Source organism: Variovorax sp. PBL-H6 (assembly GCF_901827155.1).
Classification (GTDB): domain Bacteria; phylum Pseudomonadota; class Gammaproteobacteria; order Burkholderiales; family Burkholderiaceae_C; genus Variovorax.
Window position 1 is genome coordinate 922,741 of sequence record NZ_LR594659.1, and the last position, 19,879, is coordinate 942,619.

General features: G+C 69.8%; 18 protein-coding genes. 14 read left to right on the forward strand and 4 right to left on the reverse strand.

The genetic code is table 11. The features are described from left to right. Positions 1-12: 12 nt before the first annotated feature. Complete coding sequence (locus tag G3W89_RS04495) at positions 13-720, reverse strand: RNA pseudouridine synthase (protein ID WP_162572968.1); 708 nt, start codon at positions 718-720, stop codon at positions 13-15. Further along, positions 717-2,378 carry an MBL fold metallo-hydrolase gene (locus G3W89_RS04500; RefSeq protein WP_162572969.1) on the reverse strand — a complete coding sequence of 554 codons (1,662 nt, stop codon included), beginning with the start codon at positions 2,376-2,378 and terminating at the stop codon, positions 717-719. Before G3W89_RS04500 ends, G3W89_RS04495 begins: the two co-directional genes overlap by 4 nt. Positions 2,379-2,507: 129 nt before the next feature. On the opposite strand from G3W89_RS04500, the gene G3W89_RS04505 reads away from it, so the two are divergent. Both G3W89_RS04505 and G3W89_RS04510 read left to right on the forward strand, forming a co-directional pair. Beyond that, positions 2,508-3,509 (forward strand): Bug family tripartite tricarboxylate transporter substrate binding protein, encoded by a 1,002-nt coding sequence (locus tag G3W89_RS04505; RefSeq protein WP_162572970.1) that lies wholly within the window; start codon positions 2,508-2,510, stop codon positions 3,507-3,509. Positions 3,510-3,669: 160 nt separating this feature from the next. Then, a complete protein-coding gene (locus tag G3W89_RS04510) occupies positions 3,670-4,920 on the forward strand; it encodes a 3-methyl-2-oxobutanoate dehydrogenase (2-methylpropanoyl-transferring) subunit alpha (RefSeq protein ID WP_162572971.1) in 1,251 nt (416 codons plus the stop codon). 347 nt (positions 4,921-5,267) lie between these two features. Here the strand turns inward: G3W89_RS04510 and G3W89_RS04515 are convergent, their stop codons facing one another. Beyond that, positions 5,268-5,525 carry a hypothetical protein gene (locus G3W89_RS04515; protein WP_162572972.1) on the reverse strand — a complete coding sequence of 86 codons (258 nt, stop codon included), beginning with the start codon at positions 5,523-5,525 and terminating at the stop codon, positions 5,268-5,270. 434 nt (positions 5,526-5,959) lie between these two features. Between G3W89_RS04515 and G3W89_RS04520 the strand changes: the two genes are divergently transcribed. The 5 genes from G3W89_RS04520 to corA all read left to right on the forward strand — a co-directional run bounded on the left by G3W89_RS04520 (position 5,960) and on the right by corA (position 11,706). Continuing rightward, positions 5,960-6,973 carry an alpha-ketoacid dehydrogenase subunit beta gene (locus tag G3W89_RS04520; protein WP_162572973.1) on the forward strand — a complete coding sequence of 338 codons (1,014 nt, stop codon included), beginning with the start codon at positions 5,960-5,962 and terminating at the stop codon, positions 6,971-6,973. A gap of 4 nt (positions 6,974-6,977) precedes the next feature. Next, complete coding sequence (locus tag G3W89_RS04525) at positions 6,978-8,312, forward strand: dihydrolipoamide acetyltransferase family protein (RefSeq protein WP_162572974.1); 1,335 nt, start codon at positions 6,978-6,980, stop codon at positions 8,310-8,312. An 86-nt stretch (positions 8,313-8,398) separates the two neighbouring features. After that, positions 8,399-9,862: an NfeD family protein gene (locus G3W89_RS04530; protein ID WP_162572975.1), complete on the forward strand. Its 1,464-nt coding sequence runs from the start codon at positions 8,399-8,401 to the stop codon at positions 9,860-9,862. Positions 9,863-9,864: 2 nt separating this feature from the next. Beyond that, on the forward strand, positions 9,865-10,629 hold the full coding sequence (locus G3W89_RS04535; RefSeq protein ID WP_162572976.1) for a slipin family protein: 765 nt from the start codon (positions 9,865-9,867) through the stop codon (positions 10,627-10,629). 99 nt (positions 10,630-10,728) lie between these two features. After that, positions 10,729-11,706, forward strand: coding sequence for a magnesium/cobalt transporter CorA (corA, locus tag G3W89_RS04540; protein ID WP_162572977.1), 978 nt, complete (start codon positions 10,729-10,731; stop codon positions 11,704-11,706). A gap of 7 nt (positions 11,707-11,713) precedes the next feature. Here the strand turns inward: corA and G3W89_RS04545 are convergent, their stop codons facing one another. After that, positions 11,714-12,487: a GntR family transcriptional regulator gene (locus G3W89_RS04545; protein ID WP_162572978.1), complete on the reverse strand. Its 774-nt coding sequence runs from the start codon at positions 12,485-12,487 to the stop codon at positions 11,714-11,716. Between the two features lie 202 nt (positions 12,488-12,689). Between G3W89_RS04545 and G3W89_RS04550 the strand changes: the two genes are divergently transcribed. The 7 genes from G3W89_RS04550 to G3W89_RS04580 all read left to right on the forward strand — a co-directional run bounded on the left by G3W89_RS04550 (position 12,690) and on the right by G3W89_RS04580 (position 19,873). Then, positions 12,690-13,904 carry an amidohydrolase family protein gene (locus G3W89_RS04550; RefSeq protein WP_162572979.1) on the forward strand — a complete coding sequence of 405 codons (1,215 nt, stop codon included), beginning with the start codon at positions 12,690-12,692 and terminating at the stop codon, positions 13,902-13,904. Continuing rightward, complete coding sequence (locus tag G3W89_RS04555; RefSeq protein WP_162572980.1) at positions 13,901-15,133, forward strand: cyanate transporter; 1,233 nt, start codon at positions 13,901-13,903, stop codon at positions 15,131-15,133. The genes G3W89_RS04550 and G3W89_RS04555 overlap by 4 nt, the downstream gene beginning before the upstream one ends. A gap of 94 nt (positions 15,134-15,227) precedes the next feature. Then, the gene (locus tag G3W89_RS04560; RefSeq protein ID WP_162577321.1) at positions 15,228-15,917 is read left to right on the forward strand and encodes a hypothetical protein; all 690 of its coding nucleotides are present in this window, start codon (positions 15,228-15,230) and stop codon (positions 15,915-15,917) included. 130 nt (positions 15,918-16,047) lie between these two features. Continuing rightward, the gene (locus G3W89_RS04565) at positions 16,048-17,070 is read left to right on the forward strand and encodes a Bug family tripartite tricarboxylate transporter substrate binding protein (protein ID WP_162572981.1); all 1,023 of its coding nucleotides are present in this window, start codon (positions 16,048-16,050) and stop codon (positions 17,068-17,070) included. Between the two features lie 127 nt (positions 17,071-17,197). Next, entirely contained in the window at positions 17,198-18,163 is a 966-nt protein-coding gene (locus G3W89_RS04570; RefSeq protein ID WP_162572982.1) for a Bug family tripartite tricarboxylate transporter substrate binding protein, read from the forward strand. A gap of 2 nt (positions 18,164-18,165) precedes the next feature. Beyond that, the gene (locus tag G3W89_RS04575) at positions 18,166-19,041 is read left to right on the forward strand and encodes an isocitrate lyase/PEP mutase family protein (RefSeq protein ID WP_232076321.1); all 876 of its coding nucleotides are present in this window, start codon (positions 18,166-18,168) and stop codon (positions 19,039-19,041) included. Then, positions 19,034-19,873, forward strand: coding sequence for an amidohydrolase family protein (locus G3W89_RS04580; protein ID WP_162572984.1), 840 nt, complete (start codon positions 19,034-19,036; stop codon positions 19,871-19,873). Before G3W89_RS04575 ends, G3W89_RS04580 begins: the two co-directional genes overlap by 8 nt. The last annotated feature ends 6 nt before the right edge of the window (positions 19,874-19,879 follow it).

Sequence of the window (19,879 nt, forward strand, 5' to 3'; positions counted from 1 at the left end):
GATGGCCGATGTTCAGAAGCGCTCGCTCGGCAGCAGATAGCGCCACTGGCCTGACAGCAGGCCTGACAGCGCCACACGGCCGATGCGCAGGCGCCGCATGCCCAGGATTTGCAAGCCCACGGCTTGGCACTCGTGCGCGATCTGGCCAGGCTGAAGCCCCTTGACGGCGAAGCGCAGCCCGGTGTGCCCCTCCGCCTGCTGGCTGACGCTCACGCGTGCGGGCGCCCGGTTCAGCCGCGCCAGGTGCTCCGGCCCGACGGGGCCGGCCACGTCGACAATGACCTCGTGCTCCAGCAGCGCCGCGTCTTCCTGCAGCTTGCGCTCGATACGCCATTCCTGCGTGAAGGCGACCAGGCCGCTGGCCCCGGTCTCCAGCGGCGTCATGCCGCGCTGCCCCGCCACGTGGCGCGGCAGGAAGCGCAGGCCGGCGCGCTCGGGCGCGTGGTGGTTCGCGGGCACGAGCAGGCGATGCGCCTGCTCCATCGCGGTGCCGGCCGGCTTGTGCAGCAGCAGCGTGACCGGCACCACCGGGGCGGGCCGCGCGCCGGCCTCGATCTCGACCTGCTGGTGCGGCTGCACGCGCGATTGCGGAACCAGCGCCGGCGCGCCATCGACGCGCACCGCGCCGTTCTCGATCAGCAGCTCGGCCTCCCGCCGCGAGCAGCCGGCCAGCGCGGCCACGCGCTTGGCCAGGCGGATGCCTTCGTCGCTGTCGTTCATTGCGTCGCGCGCTGGCGGATGCGCTCCACGTGGGCGGCCAGCGAGCGCGCGGCCACCGGCCACAGTCGCTGCGGCACGTCGTCGTAGGCGAGCGGCAGCCAGTCCTCGGGCGTGCCCTGGGGCAGGCGCTCCATGGCGGCGGCGATCCTGGCCTCCCGCTTCAGGCGATGCGCCTTCAGGTAGGCGATGGCGGCACGCGCCTCCCCCAGCACATGGCCGTGCGCCGGCAGGATGAAGCGGATGCCGCCCTCGGCGCACACCGCATCGAGCCGGTCGAGCGAATCGAGGTAGGCATTCATGTTGCCGTCGGGCGGGTCGACCACCGTCGTGCTGCCGTTGAGCACATGGTCGCCGGAGAAGAGCAGGCCATCTTCCTCCAGCACCAGGCACAGGTGGTTGGCCGCGTGGCCCGGCGTATGCACGGCGCGCAGGGTGTGCGTCGTGCCCTGGCCGTCCTGCAGCAACAGGCGCTCGCCGTCGTGCAGCACGCGCTCGGGCGCGAAATGCGACGCCGGTCGCGCTGTCGGCGCCGAGGGCAGGCCCAGGATGGGCGGCCTGGGCGCCGCGCACAGCGCCTGCAGCGGCGCCGCGCCCGGGGAATGGTCGGCATGCGAATGGGTGCAGACGATCAGGCGGATGTCGCCGCCGGTCGCCTGCCGCAGCCGCTCGATGTGGGCGGGGTCGTTCGGGCCCGGGTCGATCACGATGTAGCCGGTCGCCGCGTCCCCCACGATGTAGCTGTTGGTGCCGGGGCCGGTCATCGCGCCGGGGTTGGGCGCGGTGAGGCGCCGCAGGTTCTTCAGCAGCGCGACCGGCGCCTCGCTCTGCCAGCCGAGCTCGTGCACGATCTGGCCGTCGGGACAGACCATCGCCAGCTCGCCGTAGGGCGACTCGTGCTCCATGTAGCGCGCTTCCTTGCCGCGCAGCAGGCCGGCACGTGGGCAGCTGGTCCACAACGGGCCTTCGCCGCCGGGGCGGTTTGCGCAGGCGTCGAGCACCGCCGTGACGGTTGCGTAGGACGCCAGCCGCTCCAGCGTGCGCAGCGTCGGGAAGATCATGAAGAAGCCGCCCGCCTGGTGGCGCGCCAGCGCGTCGGCCGGCCGCACCCAGCAGGGCTCGAATTGCTCGGCCTCGTCGGCCACCGGCGTCTGGCCCTCGGGCATGCGCGCGACCAGGAAGGGCACGTCGAAGCGCTTGGGCAGGTCGCGGTCGGTGATCCAGTGGGCCAGCGTGTAGACCTGGTCGGTGGCCAGAAGCAGGCCGAGTGCCGTGCACTGGTCTGCCAGCGCCACCGCGGAGGTGGTGCTGCGGTCCATCGCCGCGACCACGTCGGGGTCGACGGGGCGACCGTCCGGATGGCGGGCGAGCAGCACGCCGAGCTCCTCGAAGCATTCGCGAACCGCGGCGACCGATTGGGTGAGCTGCAGATCGCTCTGTGCGGGTCGGCGCGTGGCGACGGCCTGGGCCACGGCATCCGCGGCCTCGATGCGCCCGCCCGGGAACACATAGGCGCCGGGTGCGAAGCTGGCGCTGGCGGAGCGCCGCGTCATCAGCACTTCGAGGCCTTCTGGCGTGTCGCGCAGAAGCAGGACGGTGGCGGCGGGCAGCACGGCGGCGGGCTCGCGCGAGGGATGGAGTTGTTGCGTGGGGCGGACCATGGGCCGTCATTATCGGAGGCGGTCGGCGGCCTGCACATGGCATGGTCGTGTTGCATAAGCTTCGATGCCATCACGCATGAGCCGCGCGCCACAATGTGCACTCGCTTCCGTCTTCTTCGAAGGACTGTCATGCCTGCTTTTCTTCGCGGCCGCCTGCGCCGCTCGCTCCTCACCGCTGCCGGCTTCGTCCTGGCGGCACCCCTCGCCATCGCCCAGGCCGACTGGCCGCAACAGCAGGTCACGCTGATCATGGGATTCCCCGCCGGTTCCGGCGTGGATGTGGTGGCCCGCACCATCCAGGAGCCGCTCGCGCAGAAGCTCGGCCAGCCGGTCGTGATCGACTACAAGTCGGGCGCCGCCGGCAACATCGCCAGCGAGTACGTGGCGCGCGCCAAGCCGGACGGCTACACGCTGGCCTTCGGGACCGCCGCCACGCACGGCAGCAACGCCGCGCTCTACAAGAAGCTGCCCTTCGACGTCGAGGCCGACTTCGTGCCGGTGGCGCCGGTGCTCGATGTCTCGAACGTGCTCACTATCAATCCGGACGTGATCAACGTGAAGACGCTCAAGGACTTCGTCGATCTCGTCAAGGCGAACCCGGGCAAGTACAACTATGCCTCGACCGGGAACGGAGCCGGCACCCACATGGCCTTTGCCGAGTTCAATTCGCGCCTGGGCCTGGACATGATCCACGTGCCCTACAAGGGCGGACCGGAGGCCATCACCTCGGTGGTGCGCGGCGAAACCTGCTGCATCATGAACCAGGTGCAGACCGTGCTGCCGCAGTACAAGGCGGGAAAGGTGCGGCTGTTGGGCGTGACGACGGCCAAGCCGGTCACGGCAGTCAAGGAGGTGCCGACCATCGCGTCCAGCGGGCTTCCGGGCACGCAGGGCTTCGACAGCTCGATCTGGTTCGGCGTGTTCGCACCCAAGGGCACCGACGCGCGCATCGTCGAGAAGCTCAACGCCGCGATCGCCGCCGTGCTGGAGCAGCCCGAGATCCGCGAGAAATTCGAGGCGCAGGGCAATACCGTGCGCATCGAGGCGCCGGCCCAGTTCAAGCAGACGGTCCATGCCAACCGCGTGAAGTGGGCCGAGGTGGCGAAGGCGGCGAAGGTCAGCATCGATTGACGCCGCTCGCTACGAGGCGCTTGTCACCATGTGCGCAGTTCGCCACCAGCGGGAAAAGGACTATCAGTAGCACGTCAGAAAAGACTTCGCGCACTTGCCCGGCTGCGCTGGCGGCCGAAATTCGCTAGGCTTTGGCTCACGACAACGCGGAGACAACGCGATGAGCCAGGACGAAACCCCTCTTCGTCTGCACGTGCCGGAGCCCACTGGCCGGCCGGGCCACGAGACCGACTTCTCCTACCTGCATCTCTCGCGGGCCGGCGAGGTGCGGCGCCCGCCCGTGGAGGCCTCGCCGGCCGACACCAGCGACCTGGCCTACACGCTGGTGCGCGTGCTCGACGACGAAGGCGACGCCATTGGGCCCTGGGCGCCCGAGGCCGATGCCGCGCTGCTGCGCCGCGGCCTGCTCGCGATGATGAAGACCCGGACCTTCGACGCCCGCATGCTGATCGCGCAGCGGCAGAAGAAGATCTCGTTCTACATGCAGTGCCTGGGCGAGGAGGCCATCGCCACCGGCCATGCGCTGGCGCTGCGGCAGGGCGACATGTGCTTTCCGACCTATCGCCAGCAGGGGCTTTTGCTGGCGCGCGACGATGTGCCGATGGTCGACCTGATCTGCGAGCTGTTGTCCAACGAGCGTGACCCGCTCAAGGGGCGGCAACTGCCGGTGTGCTATTCGATGAAGCGTGCCGGCTTCTTCTCGATCTCGGGCAACCTGGCCACGCAGTTCGTCCAGGCAGTGGGCTGGGGCATGGCCTCGGCGATCAAGGGCGACACGCGCATCGCCTCGGCCTGGATTGGCGACGGCGCCACAGCCGAATCCGACTTCCACACGGCGCTGACCTTCGCCCACGTGTACCGCGCGCCGGTGATCCTCAACGTGGTCAACAACCAGTGGGCGATCTCCACGTTCCAGGCCATTGCGGGCGGCGAGGCCACCACCTTCGCGGCGCGTGGCGTCGGCTGCGGCATCGCTTCGCTGCGCGTGGACGGCAACGATTTCCTCGCGGTGATCGCGGCTTCGCGCTGGGCGGCGCAGCGAGCGCGCAGCAATCTCGGGCCGACGCTGATCGAATGGGTGACCTACCGGGCAGGGGCTCATTCCACCTCGGACGATCCCTCGCGCTACCGGCCTTCCGATGACTGGAAGCACTTCCCGCTGGGGGACCCGGTCGCGCGGCTCGCCCAGCATCTGCGCAGGATCGGCGCGTGGTCGGAGGAGGAGCACCAGAAGGCGCAATCCGAACTCGACGCGCAGGTGAGTGCCGCAATGAAAGAGGCCGAGCGCTACGGCTCGCTGGCCGACGGGCACCTGCACAGCCCGGCGGCGATGTTCGAGGACGTCTACAAGGTCATGCCGCGGCATCTTGAGGAACAGCGGCGGCAGCTTGGGCTGGTGCGGAAAGGGTGATGCGCATGAGCTTCACGCGGCCGCTTCGACGCGCTTCGGTCTTGCTGTCTTGCTCTCTGGGGGAGGGGTGGGGTGGGGGCACCGTCCTGCTCCCTCTCCCTCTCCCTCTGGGAGAGGGTTGGGGTGAGGGCACCGGGCCTTTGATTTGTACGTTTACTTCGATTTTTACGTTGCGCTTGTTCGGAGGCCGGAGCCGGGGGTTCGTCCCGGCGGCCGAGTCACTTTCTTTTGCTTCGCCAAAAGAAAGTAACCAAAGAAAAGGCGACCCCACTGCGCGTGACCCTCCGCTTCGCTACGGGCAACCTGCGGTGCTCGCTTTTCGCGGGGTCCGCGCAAACTCGCTGCGCTCAAACACGCGCGGCCCTGATCCGCGAAAAGCTGCGCTCCTCGGCACGCGCAGAGGGGAGTGGAAACCATTCGGGCCATTGCTTCGCTCGGCCACCAACGGCCTCGCTGCGCGAGGCCTGGAACAGGGGCATGCGTGCGCGTTCGATCGTGAGCACGAGCACGAGCACGAGCACGAGCACGAGCACGAGCACGAGCACGAGCACCGGCACCGGCACCGGCACCGGCACCGGCACGGGCGTGTGTGTATGCATGGGCATGAGCGTGTGCGTGTGCGTGTGCGCGAGAGTCATCGTGTGCGAGGACCCGAGGCTCACGCCAATCTGCATTCCACACAAGGACGCGCCATGGCGCGTTGGAGTTCAGATCCCCTCTGGCCGCGCCGAGGAGCGCAGCGTTTCGCGGATCAGGGCCGCGCGTGTTTGAGCGCAGCGAGTTTGCGCGGACCCCGCGAAAAGCGAGCACCGCAGGTTGCCCGTAGCGAAGCGAAGGGTCACGCGCAGTGGGGTCGCCTTTTCTTTGGTTACTTTCTTTTGGCGAAGCAAAGGAAAGTGACTCGGCTGCCGGGACGACGCCCCGGCTCCAGCCTCAATCCAGGCGCAATGCAACAACAAGGGCCCGGTGCCCCCACCCCAGCCAACCCACAGAGGGCGAGGGAGCAAGACGGGCGCAGCACCTTGGAGGAGGCTTTCGAATGCCCGCCATGACCATGATCCAGGCCCTGCGCTCCGCCATGGACCTGATGCTCGAACGCGACGACAACGTCGTGATCTACGGCCAGGACGTCGGCTACTTCGGCGGTGTCTTCCGCGTCACCGAGGGCCTGCAGGCCAAGTACGGCCGCTCGCGCGTCTTCGATGCGCCGATCTCCGAGGGCGGTATCGTCGGCACGGCCATCGGCATGGGCGCCTACGGCCTGCGCCCGGTCGTGGAGGTTCAGTTCGCCGATTACTTCTACCCCGCGTACGACCAGATCGTGTCCGAGGCCGCGCGACTGCGCTACCGCTCCGCAGGCGATTTCTTCGCTCCCATCACCATCCGCATGCCATGCGGCGGCGGCATCTACGGCGGCCAGACGCACAGCCAGAGCCCCGAAGTGCTGTTCACCCACGTGTGCGGGCTGCGCACGGTGATGCCCTCCAACCCGCACGATGCCAAAGGCCTGCTGATCGCCTCGATCGAGAACGACGACCCGGTCATCTTCCTGGAGCCCAAGCGCCTGTACAACGGGCCCTTCGACGGCCACCACGACCGGCCGCTGGTGCCTTGGTCCCAGCATCCGCTCGGCGAGGTGCCCGAGGGCTACTACACGGTGCCGATGGAATCGGCCGCGGTGTTCCGGCCCGGCAACGCGCTCACGGCCCTGACCTACGGCACGATGGTCTTCGTCTGCGAGGCCGCCGCGCGCGAGACCGGCATCGACGCCGAGATCATCGACCTGCGCAGCCTGTGGCCGCTCGACCTGCCCACGCTCGTCGCCTCGGTGAAGAAGACCGGCCGCTGCGTGATCGTGCACGAGGCCACACGCACCAGCGGCTTCGGCGCCGAGCTGGCGGCCCTGGTGCAGGAGCACTGCTTCTACCACCTCGAGGCGCCGATCGAGCGCGTGGCCGGCTGGGACACGCCGTACCCGCATGCGCAGGAATGGGCCTACTTCCCCGGCCCGGCGCGTGTCGGCGCCGCCTTTCGGCGCGTGATGGAGGACTGAGCGAATGGGCGAACTCGCGATCAAGGTGCCGGACATCGGCGAAGGCATCGCCGAGGTGGAACTGGTCGCCTGGTGGGTCCAGCCCGGCGAGACCGTGGCCGAAGACCAGGTGCTGGCCGACGTGATGACCGACAAGGCCACGGTCGAGATTCCCTCGCCCGTGGCTGGCAAGGTGCTCGCGCTGGGCGGAACCGTCGGGCAACTGGTCGCGGTGGGCGCGGAGCTCATTCGCATCGAGGTGGAGGGGGGTGGGCGTACCGAGATCACCGCGACGCAGACGGACGGGCCGACGCTGGGGCCTGCGCCTGCACCCGCACCGGCACCCGCACCCGCGCCTGCGCCTGCGCCTGCGCCTGCAAACGCCCCGGCACCTGCACCTGCCGCTCGCAAGCCCGCACCGGCGCGCGCGTTCGCCTCACCGGGCGCTCAAGCGCAAGCGCAAGCAGGCGAGCGCCCCATCGCCTCGCCCGCGGTGCGCCGTCGTGCGTGGGAGCTCGGCATCGACCTGCGGCAGATCACGGCCAGCGGCACGGCCGGCCGCATCGTGCAGGCCGACCTCGACGCCTGGCTGGCCCGCCACCCCGGTGCGCCGCGCGCGCCCCAACAGGCCGCAGCGGTGCCGAGCGGCGTGGAGCGCCACGACGAAGAGGCCGTGCCCATCACCGGCGTGCGCCGCCGCATTGCGCAGCGCACCCAGGAGTCGGCACGCCGCATCCCGCACTTCACCTACGTCGAGGAAATCGACGTCGGCGAGATCGAGCGCCTGCGTGCCACGCTGAACGAACGGTGGGCCGGCGAGCGCCCGCACCTGACGCTGCTGCCGCTGCTGGTGCGTGCCGTGGTGCTGGCGGTGCAGCGCCATCCGCAGGTCAACGCCCGCTTCGACGACGAGGCCGGCGTGCTCACGCGCCATGGTGCGGCGCATGTGGGGATCGCCACCCAGACCGAGGCCGGCCTGATGGTGCCGGTCTTGCGCAACGCCGAGGCGCGCGACGTGTGGTCGAGCGCGGCCGAGATCGCACGCCTTGCCGCCGCCGCACGCGCCGGCCATGCCACGCGCGACGAACTGAGCGGCTCCACCATCACCATCACCAGCCTGGGCGCGCTCGGCGGCATCGCCTCGACGCCCATCATCAACCAGCCCGAAGTGGCGATCGTCGGCGTCAACCGCATCGTGCAGCGGCCCGTCGTGCGCGATGGTGCGATGCAGCCGCGCAGCATGATGAACCTGTCCTGCTCCTTCGACCACCGCGTCATCGACGGCCAGCTCGCGGCCGAGTTCGTGCAGGCGGTGCGGGCCGCGCTCGAGTCCCCCGCGCTCCTTTTCATGGAGGGCTGAGCAGGAGCGCGAGGGTTTGCGAGCGTATGACACCGCCGCAGCCCACTCCTAGAATCCGCCGCATGAGGTCCGCCAGAACATGGTTGATGGGACTGGTCCTCCTTTGGTATGGGAGTACTTTCGCCTGGGGCTTCGGTGTGAGCGCCCTCGGGCGGCCGGGCGGCGCGCCTGGAGCAGCGGCCAGCGCTGAAGCCGGGTCTCCCGCGGCCACTTCGCCCCGGCTCGTGGTCCTCATGCAGCTCGAAGGCGCGATCGGCCCGGCGTCTGCCGACTACGTGCGGCGCGGTCTTGCGCTGGCAGCCGCCAAGGACGCGAAGCTCGCGGTGCTCCAGATCGACACCCCCGGCGGGCTCGACACCTCGATGCGCAACATCGTCAAGGACATCCTCGTCTCCCGCGTGCCGGTCGCGACCTTTGTCGCACCCAGCGGTGCGCGGGCCGCCAGTGCCGGCACGTACATCCTCTATGCCAGCCACATCGCCGCGATGGCGCCCGCCTCCAATCTCGGCGCCGCGACACCCGTGGCCATCGGCATGCCGACGCCGGGCCGGGCGGACCCGAAGCCTGGCGGCAAGGACAACAAGGACGACAAGAGCGAAAGCGGCGAACAGCGCGGCAAGAGCGAGAAGGCGGCCGAGCCCACGGCCGATGCCATGACGGCCAAGCGCCTGTCCGATGCCTCGGCCTACATCCGAAGCCTCGCGCAGCTGCGCAATCGCAACGCCGAATGGGCCGAGCAGGCGGTGCGCGAATCGGTCAGCCTCTCCGCGCAGGAGGCCCGGGCGAAGCGGGTGGTCGACTACGTCGCGCAGGACGTGGCCGACCTGCTGATGCAGGTCAACGGGCGCGACGTGGAGATGGAGCGCGGCTCCGTTCGGCTCGCCACGCAGCGCGCGCAGCTGCTGGTGTTCGAGGCCGACTGGCGCAGCCGCCTGCTGTCGGTGATCACGGAGCCCAGCCTGGCGCTGATCCTCCTGATGATCGGCATCTACGGCCTGTTGTTCGAGTTCTCCAGCCCGGGCTTCGTGCTGCCCGGGGTGGTGGGCGGGATCTGCCTGACGCTGGCGCTCTTCGGGCTGCAGATGTTGCCGGTCAACTACGCCGGCCTCGCGCTGATCCTGCTGGGAGTCGCCTTCCTGATCGCCGAGGCCTTCCTGCCCAGCTTCGGCGTGCTCGGGTTAGGGGGTATCGCCGCTTTTGCCTTCGGCGCGGTGCTGCTGATCGACAACGACGTTCCGGGCTTCGGGGTGCCGCTCTGGGTGATCGCGCTGAGCAGCGCCGTCTCCGCGCTCTTCATCATCGTGGTCGCAGGGATGGCGGCCAGGGCGAACCGGCGCCCGGTGGTCAGCGGCGTCACGACGTTGGTGGGTACCACGGGCGAGCTGGTCGAGTTCGCAGACGGCGAAGGCTGGGCGCACATCCAGGGAGACTACTGGCGCGTGACCGGCGCGGGCGACCTGTACGCGGGGCGGCGGGTCCGCGTCAGCGGCGTGCAGGGCAGTGCGCTGCAGGTGGCGCCGGAAGGCCAGGAGTCGGCCGCGAAGGTCTGAACATGTTCTCCAATCTCGGCATTGCGCTCACGCTTTTCGTCATGGTGTTGGCGGTGCTGCTCATCGCCGCCTCGCTGCGCATCCTGCGCGAGTACGAGCGCGCGGTGGTGTTCCAGCTCGGCCGCTTCTGGAAGGTCAAGGGCCCCGGGCTGGTGATCCTGATCCCCGGCATCCAGCAGATGGTGCGCGTGGGCCTGCGGGTGATGGTGCTGGACATCCCGAGCCAGGACGTGATCACGCGCGACAACGTCTCGGTGAAAGTGAACGCGGTGCTCTACTTCCGGGTGGTCGATGCGGAGAAGGCGATCATCCAGGTCGAGAGGTATTTCGAGGCGACCAGCCAGCTGGCGCAGACCACGCTGCGGGCGGTCCTGGGCAAGCACGAGCTCGACGACCTGCTGGCCGAGCGCGAGCGCCTCAACCTCGACATCCAGAAGACGCTGGAGTCGCAGACCGACGCCTGGGGCATCAAGGTGACCAACGTCGAGATCAAGCACGTGGACCTCAACGAGAACATGGTGCGCGCCATCGCTCGCCAGGCCGAGGCCGAGCGCGAGCGCCGCGCCAAGGTGATCCATGCGGAAGGCGAATTGCAGGCCTCGGTCAAGCTGGCGGAGGCGGCCGAGATCCTCGCGCGCGAGCCGCAGGCGCTGCAGCTGCGCTACCTGGAGACCCTGACGGTGATCGCGGCAGACAAGAACTCCACCATCATCTTTCCGCTGCCGCTGGATATCGTGGGGCCGCTGTTGCAGTCGTTGCGCAAATAGTTCGAGGGTGGGTCAGAGGGCACCCGGCCTGTCCACGGCCCTCCGTTGCGTCGCATGGCAAGATGCCGCGTCCTGTTCCCTCACACCCCTGGCCCTCGCATGCTCATCAACTGCGTCGTCTACGAGAACGGCACCAAGCTGGCCGATATTCCCGTTTCAGAGATCAGCGAGTACGTCTCGCTGCCCGGCTGCTTCGTCTGGGTCGCGCTGCGTGACGCATCGCCGCAGGAGCTGGCGGAGGTGCAGGAAGAGTTCGGACTGCACCCGCTGGCGGTCGAGGATGCGCAGCACGGCCATCAGCGGCCCAAGGTCGAGGAGTACGCGGACTCGCTGTTCGTCGTGATGCACCTGCTGGAGCCGGGCCAGGCCGGCGACACTTCCGAGCTGTCCGTGGGCGAGCTCGACGTCTTCGTCGGCCGCAGCTACGTGGTCTCGGTGCGCAACGGCAGCGACCACGGCTTCGTCGAGGTGCGCGAGCGCTGCGAGCGCGAGCCCGAGCTGCTGAAGAACGGGTCCGGCTTCGTGCTCTATGCGCTGATGGACGCCGTGGTCGACCGCTACTTCCCCGTCATCGATGCCTTCGAGGTCGAGCTCGAGGCCATCGAGCAGCGCATCTTCACCAAGGGCTCGGCCCGCGAGAACATCAAGCAGCTCTACGAGCTCAAGCAGCGTCTTACGCTGCTCAAGCACGCCGTTGCGCCGCTGCTCGAGGGCACCAGCAAGCTGCACGGTGGACGGGTGCCGCAGATCTGCGCCGGCACGCAGGAGTACTTCCGCGACGTGGTGGATCACCTGGGCCGCATCAACAGCTCCATCGATTCGATGCGCGACACCATCGGAACCGCCATCAGCGTGAACCTGTCGATGGTCACCATCGAAGACAACGAGGTCACGAAGCGCCTTGCGGCCTGGGCCGCCATCTTTGCCGTGTGCACGGCCTTCGCCGGCATCTGGGGCATGAACTTCGAGCACATGCCGGAGCTGAAGTGGCGCTACGGCTATTGGACCGCGCTGGGCCTGATTGCGAGCTTCTGCAGTTACCTGTACTACCGCTTCCGGCGCGCGGGGTGGGTCTAGAGGGCCGCTACGGACCAGGGGCGAAGAGGCTGGCCAGGTCAGGCGCCTGCTGCGCGGCGGCGGCCCCGGCGATCACGCGCTGCTCCAGCTCGTCGAGGTGCTCCAGGGACACGGCCAGGGCGCGCGCGAGCGAGGGACCCGAGAGCGCCTCGATGATCTGCCCGTGCTCCCGTGGCGCGCAGCTCGCGGCCTCGGCCGCGTCGTACAGGGCCTTGTAGAGCTCGGTGTTGGCGATCAGCCTTTGAAGATAGGACAGCAGCTCCTCGCTGTGCGTCATGCGTGCGAGCAGCAGGTGGAATTCGCCCGCCAGGCGGATCGCGTCTTCGCGCCGCCCTTCCTTGAAGGCGCGCTGCTCCACCTGGACATGCTTGCGCAGCGCCGCGCCCTGCTCGCGCGACAGCTGTCCGAACAGCGTGGCGACCACCCCGGCCTCGACGATGCGTCGCGCCCGGTAGATGCCGCGCATGTCCTCGATCGAAGGGTTGGGCACGAAGGCGCCGCGGTTGTGCTCGAGCACCAGCTTCTTCTCCGTGCCCAACCGCGCCAGCACCTTGCGCACGGCGCCGCGGGTGCAGCCCAGCGCGTCGGCCAGGGCCCGTTCGCGCAATGGCGTGCCGGGGCGCAGCTTGCCGCTCAGCAGGGCCTTCGACACGGCCGCGTAGACGCGCTCGTCCACGCTCGTGTCGGCAATGGGAGCCTCTGACACAAGCTCGCGCGCGCGCACGGCGCGTGTTCGTGAGGGGGAAGATGCGGAGGGCGTGCGGCTGCGAGCGGTAGGCATGAAGAAGCAGGAGAGGCGTGCCGAAATATTAACCGGCGCTCTCTCGCGGGGGCGCGCTTCGCCAGGATTGACGAAGTCATGGTCAATCTTTAACATGAATTTGGTTAACCAAAAAATATAATAATCGTTAACCAATCTCGGTATCCAGTATCGGCTTTTTTGGCTTGCTGCCGGCCGGTTCCTCTTTCTCCTTGGATCTGCCATGTCACATGCTTCGCCCCCGCTGCTGCTTCGCAATGTGCGCCCGCGGGGCGGCGCCGCAATCGACCTGCTCGTGCAGGACGGCCGCATCGCCGCTCTCGGCCCTGCGCTCGAAGCACCGGCGGATGGCGCGGTGGAGGAGGGTGGCGGCGCACTGCTGCTGCCCGGCCTGGTCGAGGGCCATACCCACCTGGACAAGACCCTGTGGGGACTCGACTGGTACTGCAACGAGGTCGGCCCGCGCCTCGTCGACCGCATCGACAACGAGCGCGACTTTCGCCGGGCCAGCGGCCACGACGCGGCGGCGCAGTCGCTGGCGCTGGCCAAGGCCTTCCTGGCCCTGGGCACGACGCGGCTGCGCACCCATGTGGACGTCGATACCGAGGCCGGTCTGCGCCATCTCGAAGGCGTGCTGCGCACCCGCGACGCGATGAAGGAGGTGCAGCAGATCCAGATCGTGGCCTTCCCGCAATCCGGCCTGCTGGGCCGCCCCGGCACCGCCGAACTGCTGGGCCAGGCCCTGGCCCGGGGTGCCGACGTGCTGGGCGGCCTCGATCCGTGCGCGATCGACGGCGACCCGGTGCGTTCGCTGGACGTGCTGTTCGAGATCGCGCAGCGCCACGGCCGGCCGCTCGACATCCACCTGCACGAGCCCGGCGCGATGGGCGCCTTCTCGCTCGAACTGATCCTCGATCGCACGGCCGCCCTGGGCCTGCAGGGCCGGGTCGCGATCAGCCACGGCTTCTGCCTGGGCGACCTGCCCGAGCGCGAATGCGAGGCGCTGCTGGCGCGCATGGCGAAGCTGGGCGTGGTGCTGATCACCAGCGCCCCGGCTGCGCGCGCCGTGCCGCCGCTGCTGGCCTGCCGGCGCGCCGGCGTGACGGTGCTGGGCGGCAACGACGGCATCCGCGACACCTGGACCCCCTACGGCACGCCCGACATGCTCGAGCGCGCGATGCTGATCGGCCTGCGCTTCAACCTGCGGCGCGACGACGAGCTCGCGATCGCGCTCGACTGCGTGACCGGGGCGGGCGCGCGCGGCTGCGGCTTCGAGGCCTACGGCCTGGCGCCCGGCTGCCGCGCCGACCTGGTGCTGGTCGAGGCGCAGACCTTTGCCCACGCCGTGGTCGCCCGCCCGCCGCGGCGGCTGGTGGTCTCGGGCGGACGCATCGTGGCGCGCGACGGGACGCTGCTGCCTGAAGCGGTGCCGGCATGAGTGCAGACGCGCGGCGCGGCCTCGGCTTCGCGCTGGTGATCGTGGCGGTCGCGCTCAACCTGCGCGCCTTTCTCACGGCCAGCAGTCCGCTGCTGGGCGAGATCCGCGCCGCCACGGGGCTCGACTTTCGCGAGGCGGCAATGCTCACCGTGCTGCCGATGCTGGCGATGGGGCCGATGTCGCTCGCCGGCGTCACGCTGGGCCGGCGGCTCGGCGAGCGCGCAGCGATCCTGCTGGGGTTGGCCGCTATCGCGCTGGCCTGCGCGACCCGCGGCTTGGCGAACGCCGCGGCACCGCTGCTCGGCAGTGCCGTGCTGGCGGGCCTGGGCGTCGGGCTGGTGCAGGCGCTGATGCCCGCGATCATCAAGCGGGCCTATCCGGTGGGCATGGGCCTGGCCATGGGTTTTTACTCGGCCGCGCTCATGGGCGGCGGCGGACTCGGCGCCGTGGGCGCGCCGTGGGTGGCGCGCGAGGCCGGCGACTGGCACGCGGGGCTGGCGGTCTGGGCGCTGCCCGCGCTCGGGGCGCTGGTGGCCTGGGGGCTGGCCGGTCGCTCCGCCACGGCGCCGGCCGGCGTCGGGGGCACCGGCGGCGGCTGGCTGGCGCAGTGCCTGCGCAACCGGCGGGCCTGGCTGCTGGCCCTTTACTTCGGTCTTCTCAATGGCGGCTACACCAGCCTCGTCGCCTGGCTCCCGCCTGCCTTTGCGCAGCGGGGCTGGAGCAATCAGGAGGCGGGCGCGCTGCTCGCGCTGATGACGGCCGCGCAGGTGCTGGCCGCACTCGCGATGCCGGTGCTGGCACGAGGGCGGCGCGATCTGCGTGCGTGGCTCGCGGCGCTGCTGCTGATGCAGCTCGCCGGCTTCGGCGGCCTGCTGGCGGAACTGCCCGCGGCCGCGGGCGTGGTCGTGCTGCTGGGCTTCGGGCTCGGCGGCGCCTTCTCGCTGTGCATGGTCCTCGCGCTCGATCACCGGACCGACCCCGCGGAGGCCGGCGCGCTGGCCGCCTTCATGCAATGCTTCGGCTTCATGATCGCAGCGCTCGCGCCCTTTGCCACCGGTTGGGTGCGCGCGGCGAGCGGCGGTTTCGGCGCAGCCTGGGTGTACCTGGCCGCCGTGGTCCTGGCGTTGCTGCCGATGACGGCCTGCTTCGACCCGCGGCGCCACGCGCAGGCGACGCGCGGGCTTTTCGCCGGGCGCGCGGCGCCATGCCTCGCGCCTCGTAGCGGATGACAGCGCCGGAGCAGAAGGTCTCCTCCTACATGGCCGAGCTCCGGAGCACGCCCATACTTCGGAGCCCTCAATTCCCGAAAACGATCGATTGAAAGTGAAAGCCTCGCCTGGAGCCAGCAGCTGGATCGTCGCCGGCGTGCGGCACGAATTGCTCACGCGCGCCCTGCCGGCACTTCGCCACGACATGGCGGCGCCGCTGTCGGTGATTCGCATGAGCCTGCTGCTCCTTCGCCATCGCGCAGCCTCGGCCGCGACGGCCGACGACGGGGGCTGGGAACACCAGTTTCAATCGATCTCCGAGCAGGTCGACGCGCTCGCCAACGGTGTTCGATCGCTGCGCGACTGGGAGCTGGCCGCAAGCGACGAGGGCATCACGCGCAGCGCGCTGGTGCAGCGCTGCACGTCCCTGATGCGCGCGGCCTATGAACTCCATGGCATCCGGCTGCACCTCGACGACGCGTTGGCCGCCGGCGAGCCGGACGAAGCGCGCTTTCCGGAAGGTGCGGCCTTGCGCTACATGGTGCTGGGCGCGCTGGGCTACCTGCATGACAACACGCAGCGGCTCGGGGCGATCCGCGTCGAGCCGGACGGACCCGAGGGCCTGCGCTTCATCGCGAGCCCCGGCGATTCGGTGTCCGCCGACCCGATACCGATAGCCGGTGCGCTGCGCGCGCCGCGCAAGCTGGCCATCGATGCCGTGGCGTTCCAGGCGCTGGCCGATGGCCTCGGCTACCCGGTGACCGTCGACGGCGCGACGGTTCAGCTCTCGCTGCGGGCGCGTTAACGCCCGACCGCAGCCGGCCCGGCCCGGCCCGGCCCGGCCCGGCCGGTGAAGCATTTGGTTGTCTTGCGCAGCGGCAAGGGGTCGCGTAACTTCCGGTTACCGACAAGTGCAACACTCCCAGAGCTTTCTCATGATCACCAAACGCCGCCTGCTTCAAGGCCTGGCCGCTTCCCTGTGCGGCAGTGCCGCCTGGGCTCAGCAGACTCTTTCGGCGGCGACGCCGCGTGCTCCCCGCGCCAGCGCATCGCCGGGCGCCTGGCCGACCCAGCCCGTCCGCGTCCTGGTCGGCTTTCCCGCCGGCGCTTCCCCCGACCTGGCGGCGCGGGCGATTGCCGAGCCGCTCGCCAAGCTGCTGGGCCAGCCGTTCCTCGTGGAGAACAAGCCCGGCGCCAGCGGTAACGTGGCGGCCGACCTGGTGGCAAAGGCGCGGGACGACCACACCATCGGCGCCCTGATCAACGGCAATCTCACGATCGCCAAGCTGCTCAATCCGGCCACCCCCTTCGACCCCGAGAAGGACTTCGCGCCTATCGGGCTGATCGGCACTGCCCCGCTGGTGCTGGCGGCCTCCGGCGACGCGGTGGGCAACACGCCGGCCGAGCTGCTGCTGTGGGCGCGCAACCTGGGCGACAAGGGCAGGTACGGCACCCCCGGCGTCGGCACCGTGGGCCATCTCGGCATGGAGCTCTTGAAGACCCGCACCAGCATTGCGCCGAAACACGTGCCCTTCAACGGCAACCCGCAGGTGATCGAGGCCATGCTCGCCGGCAAGATCCAATTGGCGCTGCTGCCGCCCGGGCTCGCCAGGCCGCATGTGGCCTCGGGCAAGTTCAAGGCCATCGGCGTGACTTCGCCGCTGCGCAGCCCGCTCTTCGCGGAACTGCCCACGCTGCGCGAGGCCGAGGTGCGTGGCGCCGACCTGGAGATCTGGACCGCGCTTGCGGCGCCGGCCGGAATGGCCAGGCCGGCGGTGGCGCGGCTGAATGCGGCGCTTGGCGAGGTCCTGCGCGCTCCCGAAATCCAGACGCAGTTGCTGAAGGCGGGCTGGCAGAGCGAGGCCGGGACGCCGCAGGCGCTGGCCTATCGCATGCGGACCGACACGTCGCAGCTGGGCGGCGTGATCCTGATGCGGGGCATCCGGTCAGAAGGCTAGTTCTGCCGCAGTCGGGGCGGCCGCGGCCATAACCGTTGCTTATGCAAAAGCAACGGGCAGGGGCGTTCTGTTCGGGCGGGCTCATGCCGATACTTCCAGGCATACCCACACTCCTGGAGACCCGTTCATGCATCCTTCTCGTCGTCTGGCCTTGCTGGCCGGCCTTGCCACTCTTCTCGCCGCCAACGGCGCCGCCGCGCAGGGCTGGCCCGCCAAGCCGATCCGCCTGGTCGTGCCCTTCTCGGCCGGCGGGGCCAACGACCTGATGGCACGCGCCGCGGCCGATGGCGCCTCCAAGGCCCTGGGCCAGCCCATCGTCGTCGACAACAAGCCGGGCGCCGGCGCCACGCTGGGTGCGGACATCGTCGCCAAGAGTGCGCCCGACGGCTATACCTTCCTGGTGAGCGCGGCGGGCGTGATCTCGAACAGCATGATCAAGAAGAACCTGCCCTACAAGGACAGCGACCTGGTGCCGGTCGGCATGATCGGTCTCGCGCCCTCGGTGATCCTGGTGCCGGCCGACGCGCCCTACAAGGACCTGAAGGAGTTCATCGCTGCCTCGAAGACCGGCCAGGGCTTCCACTGGGCCACGGCCGGAACCGGCAGCACGCCGCATTTCGTCGAGGGCATGCTGGAGACGAAATACGGCGCCAAGCTGGACGTGGTGCCCTACAAGAGCGGCTCGGAGTCGATCACCGCGGTGCTCGGCAAGCAGGTCGAGGCCACGTCGGAAGCCAGCATCGTCGCGCTGCCCTACCTCAAGAGCGGCAAGCTGAAGGCGCTGGCCAATACCTGGACGACGCGCATCTCGGCCTACCCGCAGCTGACCACCGCCGCGGAGCAGGGCTTCCCCGACGTGCGGATCGCCCACTGGGCCGGCGTGCATGCGCCGCACGGGACGCCCGACGCGATCCTCGACAAGATGAGCGCGGCCATCGACACGGCCATGAAGACGCCGGCCACCGCCGAGAAGCTCAAGGGCATGGGCATCGAGCCCGTCGGCGGGACGCGCGCCTCCTTCGTGCAGTTCGTCGATGCCGAGCGCGGCCGCCTGGGCGCAGTGGTCAAGGCCACCGGCATGAAGGACGAATGAAGATGAGCAACGACGACCTCCATCCCGGTACGCTGCTGCGCCAGAAGGTGGCGGCAAAGCGCGGTCTTGTCGTGCCGGGCGCGGCCAATGCACTGGCCGCGCGCGTCATCGAGGAACTCGGCTTCGAAGCCGTCTACCTGAGCGGTGCGGGGCTCACCAACACCTTCTACGGCATGCCCGACCTGGGCTTCGTCCACCTGGGCGACCTGGCACAGCACACGGCCGCGTTGCGGGATGCGGTGAAGCTGCCGATCGTCGTCGACGCCGACACCGGCTTCGGCAACGCGCTGAACGTGCAGCACACGGTGCGCACGCTGGAACGCGCAGGCGCCAACGCGATCCAGCTGGAGGACCAGGTCAGTCCCAAGAAGTGCGGGCACTTCGAGGGCAAGGCCGTGATCGCGCGCGACGAGATGCTGGGCAAGGTGAAGGCGGCGGTCGACGCGCGCGCGCACGGCGATTTCCTGGTGATCGCGCGCACCGACGCGGCTGCGATCGAAGGCATCGATGCTGCGATCGCACGCGCCGCGGCCTATGCCGAGGCCGGCGCCGACATCACCTTCGTCGAGGCGCCCGAGTCGCTGGACGCGCTGCGCCGCATTCCGCGCGAGCTGGCCTGCCCGCAGGTGGTCAACGTGGTGATCGGCGGCAAGACACCCACGCTGGATGCGGCGGAGTTCGGTGCGATGGGCTTCGGCCTGGTGCTGTACGCCAACGCCGCGCTCCAGGGCGCCGTGCGTGGCATGACACAGGCCTTGCAGGCCCTGCGCGACGGCGGCCGGCTCGACGAGGCGAGTGGCCTCGTTGCGACCTTTGCCGAGCGCCAGGCGCTGGTGCGCAAGAACGAGTACGACGCGCTCGACCGGCGCTATGCCTGAGCCGATCGCAGCGACCTGCGCGGTCCGCGCGATCACCGCGATCGACAGCCACGCCCACGTGTTCCGGCGCGGCCTGCCGCTGGCGCCGGTGCACCGCCATGCGCCGGACTACGACGCCCTCCTGCCCGACTACCTGGCCTTGCTCGATGCGCATGCGGTGTCGCACGGCGTGCTGGTCCAGCCGAGCTTCCTGGGCACCGACAACGGCTTCCTGCTCGATGCGCTGCGTGCCTGTCCGGAGCGGCTGCGCGGCGTGGTCATCATCGAACCCACGCTCGGCGACGAAGCGCTGGCGGACCTGGACCGGCAAGGCGTCCGCGGCATCCGGCTCAACCTGGTGGGGTTGCCCATTCCCGATTTCGGGAGCGCCGAATGGCGCAGCCTGTTTGGGCGGGTGCGCGCGCTCGACTGGCATGTGGAACTGCATCGCGAATCGCGCGACCTGCGGCGTGCCGGCCAGCCCATCCTCGACGCCGGCTGCAAGCTGGTGGTCGACCATTTCGGCCGCCCCGGCGAGGTGCTCGCCGACGATGAGGGCTTCGCATGGCTGCTTGACAGCGCGACCACGCAGCGCGTCTGGGTCAAGCTGGCCGCGGCCTACCGCAGCTGGCCCGACCAGCGCGGCAGTGCCGCCCGGGCCGCCGCCCAGGCGCTGCTGCTGGCGCTCGGCGCCGGGCGCCTTCTCTGGGGCAGCGACTGGCCGCATACGCAGCACCAGGCGCTGGCGGACTTCGGGGCCACCCGGCAGGCACTGGCCGACTGGGTGCAGGATGACCATGCTCGGCGTCGCATCCTGGTCGACACGCCGGCGGCGCTGTTCCGCTTCGCCTGACCGCAC